The 14861-nt window shown below is 39.4% G+C and carries 10 protein-coding genes; 2 read left to right on the top strand and 8 right to left on the bottom strand.

The window, feature by feature from the left end; translation table 11 throughout:
• Positions 1-12: 12 nt before the first annotated feature.
• The 6 genes from QF042_RS02385 to QF042_RS02360 form a co-directional block, all read right to left on the bottom strand.
• Entirely contained in the window at positions 13-507 is a 495-nt protein-coding gene (locus QF042_RS02385; protein ID WP_307524979.1) for a GNAT family N-acetyltransferase, read from the bottom strand.
• A complete protein-coding gene (locus QF042_RS02380; RefSeq protein WP_307524977.1) occupies positions 504-1064 on the bottom strand; it encodes a thiamine pyrophosphokinase in 561 nt (186 codons plus the stop codon). The genes QF042_RS02385 and QF042_RS02380 overlap by 4 nt, the downstream gene beginning before the upstream one ends.
• 63 nt (positions 1065-1127) lie before the next feature.
• A complete protein-coding gene (locus QF042_RS02375) occupies positions 1128-2420 on the bottom strand; it encodes a hypothetical protein (RefSeq protein WP_307524975.1) in 1293 nt (430 codons plus the stop codon).
• 59 nt (positions 2421-2479) lie between these two features.
• Positions 2480-3124, bottom strand: coding sequence for a thiamine phosphate synthase (locus tag QF042_RS02370; protein ID WP_307524973.1), 645 nt, complete (start codon positions 3122-3124; stop codon positions 2480-2482).
• A gap of 112 nt (positions 3125-3236) precedes the next feature.
• Positions 3237-5681: a TonB-dependent receptor gene (locus QF042_RS02365; RefSeq protein ID WP_307524971.1), complete on the bottom strand. Its 2445-nt coding sequence runs from the start codon at positions 5679-5681 to the stop codon at positions 3237-3239.
• A gap of 1351 nt (positions 5682-7032) precedes the next feature.
• A complete protein-coding gene (locus QF042_RS02360) occupies positions 7033-7563 on the bottom strand; it encodes an ATP-binding protein (RefSeq protein ID WP_307524970.1) in 531 nt (176 codons plus the stop codon).
• A gap of 435 nt (positions 7564-7998) precedes the next feature.
• Between QF042_RS02360 and QF042_RS02355 the strand changes: the two genes are divergently transcribed.
• Positions 7999-8316 (top strand): carboxypeptidase regulatory-like domain-containing protein, encoded by a 318-nt coding sequence (locus tag QF042_RS02355; RefSeq protein WP_307524968.1) that lies wholly within the window; start codon positions 7999-8001, stop codon positions 8314-8316.
• Positions 8317-8526: 210 nt separating this feature from the next.
• Positions 8527-11364 (top strand): carbamoyl-phosphate synthase large subunit, encoded by a 2838-nt coding sequence (carB, locus tag QF042_RS02350; protein ID WP_307524965.1) that lies wholly within the window; start codon positions 8527-8529, stop codon positions 11362-11364.
• A 236-nt stretch (positions 11365-11600) separates the two neighbouring features.
• Here the strand turns inward: carB and QF042_RS02345 are convergent, their stop codons facing one another.
• Both QF042_RS02345 and QF042_RS02340 read right to left on the bottom strand, forming a co-directional pair.
• Positions 11601-12908, bottom strand: a complete 1308-nt coding sequence (locus QF042_RS02345; RefSeq protein WP_307524963.1) for a M20/M25/M40 family metallo-hydrolase — start codon at positions 12906-12908, stop codon at positions 11601-11603.
• A 19-nt stretch (positions 12909-12927) separates the two neighbouring features.
• Entirely contained in the window at positions 12928-14760 is a 1833-nt protein-coding gene (locus tag QF042_RS02340; RefSeq protein ID WP_307524961.1) for a M61 family metallopeptidase, read from the bottom strand.
• Positions 14761-14861 lie beyond the last annotated feature (101 nt).

Here is a 14861-nt window from a genome sequence, read left to right as displayed (position 1 = left end):
ATTGGTGGGTATTCAAAACTTATACTCCATTACATAATCGTCCATAAAGTAACCTTCACCTATATCAAGCTTTACCGATTCTTTAATGGTAAAACCTCCTTTCAGGTAAAAATCTTTAGCTTTATTATGCTTGTTCACATTCAGTTGTAATGCGCTTCCTCCGGCATCTTTTACCTGGTTAAAAACCTCATTAATTAAGATTTTTCCAACGCCTTTGCCGTGTGCCGATGGCAGCACATAAAGTTTGTGCAGCTTGTAAATACGCTCTTCGTGTCCAATAATAGAGTATCCTGCAAAACCGAACTGGTTTTCGCCCTCCTCTGCAATCAGGAAAATATGCCCTTCCATAAATTGCTTTAGCAGCTCTCCTTTGCTGTACATTTTATCCAACATATAATCAATCTGTGCCTGCCCTATAATATCGAGGTAGGTTGATGGCCAGGTTGCCGCAGCAATATCCCTGATGATTTCTATATCTTCTTCTTTTGCTTTTCTGAGGGTAATCATATTGGTTCACTAATAAAAATTGGTTGTCCTGAAAAGGTAAATTCTACAAAGCCATCTTTAACTACGATAAAAATTTCTTCCTCATTCTGCATGAGGTTAGTCACTTCAATATATCGGTTGCCATGGATCAGGAATTCACTTCCGGCAGGTTTCCATACAGAAAAACCTGATTTGATTGGATAATGTTTTGCCTTTTCTGTAAACACAACCAGATTAATTTTGTCTTCAAACCCTGCAAATTTCTCCAGATCGAATTTTTTGGCAATTACATTTACAGCAGGGTATCGCTCATCATGCAAATAATTAATAGCCACCATTAACGCATCAACAGGGCCCTGAATAACTTTTGTATCCTCTTGCGTTTCCTGTCCGTTCCCATTTACCAGTACATCTACCTTTAAACCTAAAGAAAATAGCTTATCGTAATTTTCTCCGTTAACCAAAAGCGTAGGGCTCCATTCGAGCAGTTGCCCCAAAAGCTCTTCATTAAAATTCCCAAGCTCATCAATATATAAAGCCGGCTCTTGTTTTTCTTTTACAATATGGTGTGAAGACATACTGCGAATATAGAAATTTCGCTTTAAGTACAGTATAAGAAGAATCAGCCGGACGTAAAATGATTAACGATTGTATGGATATTCACTTATCCAATGGAAGCCCCTGTTGATGAGCTTAAAATCTTTAAGGTCTTTTCGCTTAAAACTTACCCATATAGAATCATTCTCTGTTAGGCCCGAAAGAATCAGCCTGTCTTTTCCAATAATATGATAGTTTAAAACATATTTAGTGGAGTCTTTATCAGTCGATTTTAGTACCAATTCTTTTTTCTTCTGATCAAAAACAGTAGTGAAATTAGCAGAACTATCGTTCATCTTCTTTATCCTTGCATATCCTGAATAATTAATAATCATCTGTCTCCATCGCGTACTATCAGTAGTTAAAGGCGCTAAGGTTTCACCTTTAACTTTCATACTTTCAACATTATAAATGCCATACATAAATGGTTTGGGTGCCGCACTACCATAAGTTTTTCTCTGTTCAATTAATGATGATATCAAGAACACCAGAGAAGCAGTAATGTACAGATATTTTGCACCATAAGCCGTAAAGTAAAGCCATCTCTTTTTAAAAGTTGGACGATACATTTTTTCGAGCTGTTGGCTTTCATATCTGATAAAGAAGCGATATAGTTTTAAGAAATGTGGGGCCAAAATAAACACACACATCACCACAAGTGCGGTTGAGAGTAGTTTTACAGGAACGTCGAAAAAATAATTCATCGACATTACATGCGCTGTTGCGGCCAATGATAGAAAAGCACCCACAACAACCGTTCTACGGAACAAAAGCATGATGGCAGAAACTTCTATAATACCCATAAAAATATTGTAGCCTTTAGAAAAACCGAGGAAGGTCCATGCAAGCCCCATTGGAGATGCATTTCCGAAAGGTTGAAGCAACCTCATTAATGAAGGATCAGGAAACTGAAGTTTGATTACTTTTATAGAGCCGTATAATATCAAGGTAAAGGCTAAATAAAATCTCACCAGTACCACAAGCCAGTAATAAGCTGTATTGTATCTTTTGCGTTTACGGTCTAAAACCGACCAAATGATGCTACCAATTACCGATACCAAAAATATAAAGACTAGCAATACCCAATCATAAGAGGTATCGCCGCTGCCATTGGTATAAATTGTAAAATCGTAATTATAGTGGATAATGTGTTTAGAGAACCAAGGAATAAGATCGTGCAATACCAGGTTTGGTAACTGCAGTACACTTGATAGGAACGTAAAGGCTCCATTGTTATTCAAGATAATGAAAAGAGACAAGAGGAGGAAAAAGAACCTGAAAGAGATTTTTTTATAAATGTTCCAAGGCGTATTGTTTTGAAGAGCGTTTTCAGACATATTTTGTTCGGTTTTATCCAAAGCTAAAAATTATCCTATGCGGTTCAAATTATAAAATGTTAATTAACAGCACTTTCTTTAACTAATGTGTAAAAATCCTGATAGGCTTCAATAAAATCGTCAGCAAAATTAATGGCTCCGGAAACGGCTATACCATAAATACCGGTTTGCATTAAAGCTTCCACATCGTAGGTTTTTATCCCGCCCACAGCCAATACTGGAATATTGACGGACTGAGCTTTTAATTCCTTTATTACTTGCTGGTAGCCTTCAATACCCAAGAGGTTATAATTGTTGGGTTTGGTTTCAGTTTCTGCAAATGGACCATAGCCAGCATAATCGGCACCTTCTTTTGCCAGTCTGATTAAATTTTCTACCCTATTTGCCGATCCTCCAAGGGTAATATCATGGCCAACTAATTTACGCAAGGCGATAAAATCGGTATCCATATCTTCTATATGAAAACCCTGGATATCTGCCCTTCCATTTAAATGAACATGATTGGTAACGATTAAGGTGGTGCCCCAATCATCGCAGATTTCGGCTATCGCATTAATATCCTTTAAGAGTGCCTCATCACTTTTGCTCAGGCAACGGTACTGGATCCATTTTGCACCAGCCTCGCAGGCCTGTTGTGCCTGTTCGATGTGGCTTAAATGTGGGATATCATGCGTGATGTAATGAAGTTGCTCTATGTATTTCATACGGGGTAAACAGGATTTAAGGATGCTCAGATTTTAAGATCAGGAGGGCAATATAAACAAAATCGTCATTGCAAGTGTATCCAGCAATGACGATCCTGTTTTTTCAACTTTCTTAAAATTTCACGTTCAAGCTTAGCAAAAAGTTAGTTCCCGCTTGTGGGTAAAAGAAGTTTTCGGTTACCCTGCTTCCACCTGCCTGGTAGCCATAGGTATAACCATTGCTTTCGTATTTTTTATCGAAAATATTGTTTACCAATAAACCCAGGTTAACGTTTTTAACCCCTGCAAATTTAAAGTCGTAACCCAAACGTGCATTGCTTACCCAATAACCATTAATGGTTCTATCATTGTTCTGCGTATTATCCAGGTATTGTTTACTTACATATTTGCTTTGCAAGGCTACCGCAAAACCAGTAACAGGCTTGTAAACCAGCTCGCCAAAAAGAACCGCTTTTGGAGAATAAGAGATATCGGTTAATTTATAGTTGTTTACTACCTGTCCGCCATTATCGTAATCATCATAATATTCGGTAAAGTTTTTGATCTTGTTCCTGCTTAATGCCGCATTAGCATTTAATACAAACTGCTGACTAATGGTATAAGAACCATCGAGCTCAATCCCTAAACGGTAACTTTTATCCACATTCTGACGGAAGTTTCCACCCACATCATTTATTTTCCCGGTTACTACCAATTGGTTTTTATAGAACATGCCATAAGCATTGGCACCTATATTAAATTTGTTGTCTTTAAAATGGTAACCTAACTCTATATCATTCAAACGTTCTGGCTTTGGCGAAATACCAACTGCAGCATCTGTATAGTCATCGCGGTTAGGCTCTTTGTTGGCTACGCTAAAAGAGGCGTAAACATTGCTCTGTGGATTGATAAAATAAGTAGCCCCAAATTTCGGGTTAAAGAAATTTAAGGTCTCGTTAATGGCCAGTGTATTCAATTTGTTCTCAGTTCCTGCAATATCATAATATACCCGGCGGTATTGCAGGTCGGCGAACAAGCTTAACGATTCTACAGGGCTGTAGTTTACTTTGCCATAAACGTTAAAATCGGTCTTAAAACCATCATTATCATAATAATGCCTGTCTATATTTCCGTTTGATGCATATTGTGCCCAGGTAATCTGTCCGAAGTGCGCACCTTTATATTCGTTGTATGCACCACCCAAAGTAAAGTTTAAATTCTTTTCAGGCACATAATTGAAAGCATAAGTAACCCCGTAAAAATCGTTATCCAACCAACGGCGACGGATTAAATCTGTTTCAGTAATGGGTGTTCCGCCAGGAATAACAACCGGGTTTAAACCATAATTTTTCAATTTATCCTGTGCCCTGTACTCTTCATAATAACCTTCGCCTTTGGTATAATGTAAAGCACCATTAAACGAAAACTGTTCAGAAATCTGTCTGGCATAAATTAATTGATAATGGTTCTGCGTATAGTTATCCGTTTGATTATTGTACAAGAAACTGTTGTAAGTTCTGCCAGCGTTTAAAAGATTAGTGGAATCGGCTGCACCTAATCCGTTTCTGGCAACATAGGCATTCATTCCAACCACATCATTTTCCAAACGTGATTGCGGAATACCGTTCCATGATTGATAGGTTTTCTCATTTCCTGAAAAAACATTTACGCGCAGCAGGTCTTTATTGCCATGGTAAGCACCAGAGAGAAAATATGATTTAAGTAGTGATGATCCGCGGTCTACATAACCATCAGAGCTGATTCTTGATAAGCGCCCATCAAAGCTAAAGCGGTTGTTAATCAAACCTGTTCCAACTTTTACAGTATTTTTCCATGTATTGAAACTGCCATAAGTATTATTTACTTCTGCATAGGGTTCCGTTTCGCTTGCAGTAGTTTGGATATTTAAACTGGCACCAAATGCACCTGCACCATTGGTTGAAGTACCTACACCACGTTGAATTTGTACGTTATCTACCGATGAAGCAAAATCGGGCATGTTTACGTAAAACGTACCTTGACTTTCGCTATCGTTTATCGGGATACCGTTAACCGTTACGTTAATCCTGCTATTGTCGCTACCGCGGATACGGATACCCGTGTAGCCCACGCCAGCACCAGCATCAGAGTTAACCACAACGCCTGGGGTGTTCTGGAGGACGAAAGGTAAATCCTGACCAAAGTTATTCTGCTGTATTTCTTCTTTACCAATATTCTTATAGGTAGTGGCCGATTTCTCTGTTGCACGCGTTGCACGAACAATCACTTCATCGGCTAAGAAATTTTGTGGCGAGAGGCTAAAATCCAGCATGGTATGCTGTTTAAGTTCTACAGCCTTTTCAATTGTTTTATAGCCTACATAACTGATCACAAGAGTATATTTTCCGTTAACCAGGTTTGTGATGCTGTAATTTCCAGCGGCATCGCTTACAACTGCTGTTTTTTGATTTCTCAGCTTAACCGTTGCACCCAGAAGGGGCTGCTGGTTTTGATCTGTTATTTTACCAGTAACAGAAATCTGTGCCGATACAAAGAAGGGCAACATTGCAACAAGCGCTGCATAAAGTAAATTTTTCAATTTTATTGTTTTTAGTTAAACTCATCGGAAAAGGGGCATTGCCGATTTTCAGTTAAACTTCCATAACTCCAATCCCTACGCCGGCATTACCCGGATCAGGTGCATTCGAGGTTGATGGCTGGAGGGTTTTAAGGTTGATGGGATTACCCTCTACCTTTTCACCTTCTACCTTTCACCTCAAAATGGGTATGATCTCAGCCTGTTTTTGTGTTATTTAAACAAGGCACCCCTAATGATGGGGCAAATGTAGAAAATATTTAGCAATAACAAGAGTTGTTGGCTTTAATAGCGCAGTTTTAGAGAAATTTGATAGTGCTAAAGCTTAAAGAGCCAAGAACAATTAGCCTTTTGTTTATAATAACACAAAAAGCAGATAAAATTAATTATTGTTGATTTGGAAATGGATGGTTCTGAGTACTTGGCATCTTCAGTCCCGCTCCCGCTTCTGCTGCCGATGAAACCTGTGAAACAAGCAAGCACACCATAAAAAGCAAAAAATAGTGCTTAAATCGGCAGCATCCCGCTTTGATCGGGTTTAGGTGGCCAGGAATGTGCAAATATTAACGGATTAATAGCAAACGTTCCTATGGAACGAAAACGCCAATTAAATTGGCTACCCACGAATCGTCCCGATGGGACGATCTGTGAATATTATGCCTTTGCCGTCCCATCGGGACGCCTGCCGGATAGAAAAAAATGTTGTTTTTTTTCGTTCCGTAGGAACGTTTCGTATTTTATGCATCATAAAGAGCCAAGAACAATTAGCCTTTTGTTTATAAAAACACAAAAAGCAGATAAAATTAATTCTTGTTGATTTGGAAATGGATGGTTCTGAGTGCTTGGCATCTTCAGTCCCGCTTCTGCTGCCGATGAAACCTGTGAAACAAGCAAGCACACCATAAAAAGCAAAAAATAGTGCTTAAATCCGCAGCATCCCGCTTTGACCGGGTTTAGGTGGCCAGGAATCCGGAAATATTAACGGATTAATAGCAAACGTTCCTATGGAACGAAAACGCCAATTAAACAATTGGCTACCCACGAATCGTCCCGATGGGACGATCTGTGAATATTATGCCTTTGCCGTCCCATCGGGACGCCTGCCGGGTAGAAAAAAATGTTTTTTTTTCGTTCCGTAGGAACGTTTCGTATTTTATGCATTATGATAACAAGCCCTTGTTCAATAAACCTGACAGTAGCGAGCACGAGCCCGATTTCTATCGGGTGAAGTAAAGCGAATGGCGGGACTACAGCACCTATAAAACACTGCTCCTTCATTTCCTAAAAAGAAAAAGTATTTAATAACTATGAGGAAATCATTGATTCCTGCTTTTGCAAGTTCAGTCCCGATTTCCTATTTGCCTAAAAAATCATCAACGGTTTTAATCGCATTCGCTACCCTTTCATCGCCCAATCCGCCAACTACTTTGTAATTCGCATTCAAGGCACGGAGTTCGTTATGCCAAACCTCCATAAAATATTCGCGTTTCTCCGGAAAATCGCGTAGCGGATCGTCCTTCCATGGCAAATCAATATCCATTAACAGGTACAGATCGTAAGGTCTTTCGGGTAGCGCATCTAATACAATTTCTGGCGTTTCACCGAGCACTTCATCGCTCCAGATCTTTACTGTAATAAAAGTAGTATCGCAAATGATAAAATCGCTTTCGGTAGTCACTAAAATAGCATCCTCCAGCGCTACCTGCCCGTAGTACATATTCACTTCATCTTGTAGTGTATAATCGGCAACCAGGTTTTCGCAGTAGTAACGGGCATACTCTGGTACCCACGAAACTTTATAGTATTTTGCCAGCAATTGAGATATAGTAGATTTTCCCGTACTTTCCGGGCCAACAATAGCAATCTTTTTAATATTTTTATTCACGATACATTTTCTGAATACGGTCAAATGTAAAAGAAAAAGCCTTAAAAGAAAAAATCCGGTTGAGGAGGGCTCCTCTAACCGGATAATAAACCAAACAAACTATTTATGAAGAAATCCTCATGGCGGGTAACTAATCCGCGGAGGAAGCTTTAGATCATTGTCTAAAGTATATACAAAACGCATATATGTTCTGCTTATTACAACATTATTGCCAATATTCCGATCATCACAACTTCGTGACTTAATTCTGACTCATAGCGCCACTTTTACGAAAATCTTTTAACACTAATTAACATTTACCATGAAATCGTACATTCGTATTTTACACTCGTGTATAATTTATAGTACAATCAGAAAAATAGTGTTCATTATTTAAAACTATTTGCACTAAATGCTGTTATTTATTTAAGACATCAACAACTAAAACGTTATACCATGAAAAAGTTATGTGTTGTATTATCGCTGCTCATTGTATTTGCTTTAGGTTCAATTGCCTTTACAAATATTAAAGTGGGCGGAATCATTGGAAAAATTACACCAAGTGATGCGGCTTCTGCTGTTTCACTTGTAGCGGCGACAGACACGCTGAAAGCGGAAATTAGTCAGGGTGTTTTTACTTTTACTAACCTTAAAGAAGGTGTTTATACCGTTGTGGTAAAAGCCAATGCGCCATATAAAGATGCTGTTATAGAAAAGGTTGCCGTTAAAGATAGCGCCACTACAGATTTAGGCGAAATTAAATTACAACAGTAGTTCATTTCGCAAAAGAAAAATCTAAAAAGAGCACTTAAATAGTGCTCTTTTTTATTTTAAAAAAACGTCTTAAAATCACATCTAAAGATGTATCTTTGCATCCCGACAGAACAGTTGGGATTTTTCTTCTTACAAGCACAAAATCTCGTTGCTTTCAAGGTTTCAAAAGAACCAACACTTTAGAATTTTAATTATTGTTTAAGCTTTATCATGCCTAAAGACACTTCCATACGCTCAGTACTGATTATCGGATCTGGACCAATTATTATTGGCCAAGCCTGTGAATTTGATTACTCAGGTTCACAAGCGGCTCTTTCTTTAAAAGAAGAAGGGATTACCGTTTCCATTATCAACTCCAATCCGGCTACTATTATGACGGATAAGGTTATCGGCGACCATGTTTACCTGCGTCCGTTATCTGTTGATTCAATAGAGGTTATTTTACAAGAGCATATCGACTCTGCAGATTTACCTAGAATTGATGCAGTACTTCCTACAATGGGAGGCCAAACCGCACTAAACCTGTGTAAAGAAGCTGAAGAACGTGGTGTTTGGGAAAAATATGGAGTAAAAGTTGTTGGTGTAGACGTTGCGGCAATTGAAAAAACCGAAAACCGTGAAGCTTTCCGCCAGTTAATGGTTGATATTGGTGTAGGTGTTGCAGAATCGAAAATTGCCAACTCATTTTTAGAAGGTAAAGAAGCAGCACAAGAAATCGGTTACCCATTGGTAATCCGCCCATCATATACTTTAGGTGGTTCTGGTGGTGGTTTCGTACACAAAAAAGAAGAGTTCGATGCCGCTTTAAAACGTGGTTTAGAAGCTTCGCCAACACACGAAGTACTGGTAGAGAAAGCTGTTTTAGGCTGGAAAGAATACGAGTTAGAGTTGTTAAGAGATAGCAACGATAACGTAATCATTATCTGTTCGATCGAAAACTTCGATCCGATGGGTATCCATACAGGAGATTCGATTACTGTTGCTCCGGCAATGACCTTATCTGATCGTTGTTACCAGGAAATGCGTAACCAGGCGATCAAAATGATGCGTGCAATCGGTAATTTCGCGGGTGGCTGTAACGTTCAGTTTTCGGTTAACCCGGCAAACGATGAAATTATCGCCATCGAAATTAACCCACGTGTATCGCGTTCATCAGCTTTGGCAAGTAAAGCAACGGGTTATCCAATTGCAAAAATTGCGGCAAAACTAGCCATCGGTTACAACCTTGATGAAATTGAAAATCAGATTACCAAAACCACTTCAGCATATTTCGAACCTACTTTAGATTACGTAATCGTTAAAATACCTCGCTGGAACTTTGATAAATTTAAAGGCGCTAACAAAGAGCTTGGCTTGCAGATGAAATCGGTAGGTGAGGTAATGGCAATTGGCCGTACTTTTATCGAAGCATTACAAAAAGCTTGTCAGAGTTTAGAGATCAACCGCGCTGGTTTAGGTGCCGATGGCAGACAGGTGCGCAATATTGAAGAGATTATGGACGGTTTGGAGCATGCTTCATGGAACCGTTTGTTCTTAATAAAAGATGCCATGACAATGGGCGTACCTTTGGAGTCGATCCGTAAGGTAACCAAAATTGATAAGTGGTTCTTAAACCAGATTCAGGAGCTTGTATTGCTTGAAACTGAATTAAAAAGATATTCATTAAACAATATCCCTCAAGATTTCTTCGTAACGCTTAAACAAAAAGGGTTCTCTGATATTCAGATCGCCTGGTTGTTAGGCAATGTTACGGAAGATGAAGTTTACGATCGCCGTAAAGCTTTAGGCATAAACAGGGTATATAAAATGGTTGATACTTGCGCTGCGGAGTTCCCGGCCAAAACACCATACTATTATTCTACTTTCGAAGAGGAAAATGAATCTATTCCTTCTGACAGGAAAAAGGTAATTGTATTGGGTTCAGGCCCTAACCGTATCGGTCAGGGTATCGAATTCGATTACTCCTGTGTACACGGCTTATTGGCTGCTAAAGAAACAGGTTTCGAGGCCATCATGATTAACTGTAATCCTGAAACGGTTTCAACAGACTTTAACATGGCCGATAAATTATACTTCGAGCCGGTATTCTGGGAGCATGTACGCGAAATTATTGAGCTGGAAAAACCGGTGGGCGTTATCGTTCAGTTGGGTGGACAAACAGCTTTGAAAATGGCGGAGAAGTTAACGGAAAGGGGCATCAAAATTATCGGAACATCTTTTGAGAACATGGACATTGCAGAAGACCGCGGCCGTTTCTCAGACTTGTTGAAAGATTTAGGTATTCCTTATCCAAAATATGGTGTTGCAGAAAATGCTGAAGAAGCAATTGTTGTAGCAAACGAAGTTGGTTACCCGGTGTTGGTTCGTCCGAGTTATGTTTTGGGTGGACAAGGCATGAGCATTGTAATTAACGATGAGGACCTGGAAAAAGCAGTAGTAAAATTATTGGGCGATTTACCGGGCAACCGTGTATTGATCGATCACTTTTTAGATAGGGCAGAAGAAGCAGAGTCTGATTCAATCTCTGATGGTGAGGATGTACACATTGTGGGAATGATGGAACACATCGAGCCTGCAGGTATTCACTCAGGAGATTCATTTGCAGTATTACCTACATTCAGCTTACCAGAGAAGGTAACTAAAGCAATGGAAGAATACTCGATCAAAATTGCTAAAGCATTAGATGTACGTGGTTTATTAAACATTCAGTTCGCCATCAAGGACGAGAAAGTTTATGTAATCGAGGCAAACCCAAGGGCATCGCGCACGGTTCCTTTCATTGCAAAAGCTTACGATGTTCCATACATCAATATTGCAGCTAAAATTATGTTAGGCGTAGCAAAACTGAAAGATTTTACGATCGTTCGTAAACTAAAAGGTTATGCAATTAAAGAACCGGTTTTCTCTTATGAGAAATTCCCGGAGGTGGCGAAAGAATTAGGACCTGAAATGAAATCTACAGGTGAGGCGATCCGTTTCATCAAAGATTTGGAAGATCCTTACTTCCGCAAACTTTACAAAGACAAATCGATGTATTTGAGTAAGTAATTTCCTTACGAAGTTTCGAAAGGCAAGAGCGGAGAGAACTTCGGAAGTTTGCAAAAAATAAAAATGGCCAGTGATTTTCACTGGCCATTTTTTTTGTTCGATTCGTACAAACATCGCGGGTTTAAATGCAACCGTCACCCTGAATTTATTTCAGGGTCTAAATAGCATGATAGATGCTGAAATAAATTCAGCATGACGACATGGCTACAAAAAACCTATCGGGTTTGAATGTTTTATTACTGCTTCAACTTTGGAATCCTTGTTGGGGTATCTGTTCCGTTTACAATCGTAATTGCACTCTTTGCAATCGCTTTAATGGTAGAAAGTATATTTTCTACATCTAAAGAACTGTATTCGTCTTTCACGCTGTGGTACAGTTTATCGATATCAATTTTATCGGTACTGATGGTGTGTGCAGGAACGCCTAAAGCAGCTAAAGTTGCATTGTCACTCCTGTAAAATAAGTTCTGATCCGGATATGGATCCGGGTGGAAGGTAAATTCAGTTCCTGCTAAGTTTTTCTGTAAAATCTTACCGAAATCAGATCTTTCGTAACCGGTAATGAAGGCCGTATTCTTACCGAATTTCGAATCTTTACCGATCATTTCAATATTAAACATCGCCACAACCTCATCAGGGTTTAATTTTTCTGAGAAGTATTTTGCACCGAAACCACCGATTTCTTCAGCTGTAAAGGCAACAAAGATTAAAGTACGCGCATTGTTTTTCTGCGCTTTGTAATACTTGGCCAGTGCAATCATAGCTGTTGTTCCAGAGGCATCATCATCTGCACCATTGGCAATACTATCGCCATCAACACTTTTTAAAAAGCCCAAATGATCATAATGGCCTGAGAAAACCACAATTTCTTTCGCTTTTGATTTACCTGGAATTACCCCTGCAACATTAAATAAAGGCATTTTATCTACCTTACTTTTAAATGTTGCCGAAAAATCTGCCGCGGCATCTTTCCCTAAAACAAAAACCTGTACAGCGCTTGTAGTTGCTTTAACATCTTTCTCATCAACAGTTGCAGGTTTACCGAAGTAACTTCTATAGCGGTTAAACAGGTCGGTAAATTTACTGTCAACCAGAACAATCTGATTTTTCCCAGCACCCATCATTGCCCTGAGTTGAGGCACAAATGCTTTTTCAGGATCTAACTTAACAACCGTGGTATTCGACTTATCAAGCGAAACACTTTCTGAAGTTACGCCTGAAACGATTAAATTTTCCGGGGCAACTTCCTGTCCATCAATCTTAACAATGGTACTTTGGTTGGTAACCTGATATTTGTTAAAGGTTTGACGGAAAGTTTTCTCACCAGGCAAAGGCTGTAAACCAATCTTTTTAAATTCAGATTCGATAAAAGTAGCCGCTTTATCAATACCAGGCGTAAAGGTTGCACGCCCTTGCATATCATCGGCACTTAAGGTTTTAATCAGGTGATCGGTGTATTCGCGGGTAATGATTTTATTTATGTTTTGCGCTTTAAGCTGCAAACTTGCCATCCCGACCAGGGTAAAAAAGAATATTTTCTTCATATAATAAGTATTTTTAGTGCTATTTAGATTTAACCTGCGATGTTAACCATTTATCTCTGAAAGCCTGCATGGCCGGGGTTAAATTCCCGCCTGTTTTTTCAATCGGAACAATTTCTAAAGCTGGATCTTCTACTAAGGTTAATTGTGCCGCTTTCTGCTCTCCACGGTAAAGATAAGTAAGCTTCAGCACATCGCCGGGTTGGTGAGCATCAGTAATGGCCGTAACCGCAGCTACCTCTTTTAATGCCACACCATCGATGCTTAGCAATACATTATCGACATCTAAACCCGCCTGATATGCAGGTGTACCCATCAGCGTTTGTCCTAAAATCAATTTCCCATCCAACGGATTAATTTTGCCAAAGCCAGCAAAAGCTTTACCAGGATTAGCTTTACGCAAAACAAGGCCTGCATTTAAAAGCAGCCTGGCATAATCGTTCTTTTCGGTGCCGTAAATATATTTTTTAAAAAAATCGGTGGCGAAAGCAGGATCTTTGGTTAGTGTTGCTAAGGTTTTCTCCAAATCAGGAATCGTATAGGCAATTTCAGGTTTGCCATAAGCATTCCAAAGCGCACGCATATAATCATCAAGGCTGAGTTTAAATTCAGTTCTTAAGCGAAGATCTAAAGCCAAAGCTGTTGCGGCACCATAGGTATAATAGGAGGTGAAAATATTGCCTTTATTGGTCTGATCTATAGCCACGCCAGCATCGGCAAACACCGCATACCTGCTGGCCTCAATCGGCGAAAAGTTTTTTGCACCCGGAGAGTTTAAAACAGCGTTTACCAGGCCGTTGAAAGTTTGCACGGCATTATCTACAGTTTTTAAACCCGCCCGGGTTAACAGCAAATTGCCATAATATTGGGTAAATCCTTCAGCCAGCCAAAGTTCATCACTCATGTTGGCATGCTCAAAATTGAAGGGCTCTAAAGTTTTTGGCCTTAAACGCTCAACATTCCAACTATGGAAATATTCGTGCGAAAATGTGCCCAGGAGGTTTATTTCATAACCTGCAATTTTTGGCGTACGCTGCACAATTGAAGTGGAATTTCTATGCTCCATTCCATCACCCGCATTCTCCGGATATACGTCATCCAGAAAATAATAATTACCGTAATCGTATGTGGGAAATTCGCCCCAAACGGCAACATGTTCATCAACCATTTTTTTAAGCATTTCAGCATAATTATCATTGGTTTTCTGATCGTCGTTAGAATGCGTAATTAAATGGATGGTCTGTACTTTACCATCGGTATTTTTAACCTGCCAGCTTGCCGTTTTATAATTGGCAATTTCGGTCGGGCTGTCCATAAAATATTGAAGATTTGGGGCGAAATAAGTCCCATTGGCCATTGGTTTGAGTTGTGTGGCCACTTTCCAGTTCTGTTTTTCGGCATAATTGAATTTCACCAGTCGCGGTCTGTTATCCATGCCTACCGGAAAAGCAAAAGTTGCCGGCATATTCATGTGTGCATGGGTTTCATCAAAACCGGCATAGGTTCCGTCGATCCAATTTCCAAAAAGAGTATAGCTCACTTTTACACTAGTGCCATGATTAGGGATTTCATATACGCCGCCCGCTGGCTGTTTAATGACCAGTTGTTTGCCTGATGCATCGAAAGCTTTCAGGTGATATACATTTTTCCCAAACTCATGTGTAGCATAACGACCGGGAGAGGATCTGCTCATGCTAACCTTTAGTGTACCAGCCGGAACATTTGGGACAAACATGCTGATTTCAGCCTCATGATGGATAGCATTTGGAAAGGAAACCGTATAACTGATCTCATTTTGGGCAAAAGCCTGAAACGATAATAGACCAAATACCGCAGCACCTAAAAATTTCTTCATAAAATTGGGATTATTGGCTGAATTTAGGAAAAAAGAAAAGAAATGAGGCATATGGTTCATAGTCAATATCCATGGCTTTTTAGTTCACGGTTTATCGTTAA

The organism is Pedobacter sp. W3I1 (genome assembly GCF_030816015.1).
In the GTDB taxonomy this organism is placed as follows: Bacteria; Bacteroidota; Bacteroidia; order Sphingobacteriales; family Sphingobacteriaceae; genus Pedobacter.
Note: the sequence above shows the minus strand (reverse complement) of the source record. Positions and strands in the feature narration are given on the sequence as shown.

Excerpts from the sequence above, each read along its gene's own strand:
- QF042_RS02355 (WP_307524968.1), top strand. The coding sequence starts at position 7,999 with ATGAAAAAGTTATGTGTTGTATTATCGCTGCTCATTGTATTTGCTTTA.
- QF042_RS02370 (WP_307524973.1), bottom strand. The coding sequence starts at position 3,124 with ATGAAATACATAGAGCAACTTCATTACATCACGCATGATATCCCACAT.
- QF042_RS02385 (WP_307524979.1), bottom strand. The coding sequence starts at position 507 with ATGATTACCCTCAGAAAAGCAAAAGAAGAAGATATAGAAATCATCAGG.
- QF042_RS02345 (WP_307524963.1), bottom strand. The coding sequence starts at position 12,908 with ATGAAGAAAATATTCTTTTTTACCCTGGTCGGGATGGCAAGTTTGCAG.
- QF042_RS02375 (WP_307524975.1), bottom strand. The coding sequence starts at position 2,420 with ATGTCTGAAAACGCTCTTCAAAACAATACGCCTTGGAACATTTATAAA.
- QF042_RS02340 (WP_307524961.1), bottom strand. The coding sequence starts at position 14,760 with ATGAAGAAATTTTTAGGTGCTGCGGTATTTGGTCTATTATCGTTTCAG.
- QF042_RS02380 (WP_307524977.1), bottom strand. The coding sequence starts at position 1,064 with ATGTCTTCACACCATATTGTAAAAGAAAAACAAGAGCCGGCTTTATAT.
- carB (WP_307524965.1), top strand. The coding sequence starts at position 8,527 with ATGCCTAAAGACACTTCCATACGCTCAGTACTGATTATCGGATCTGGA.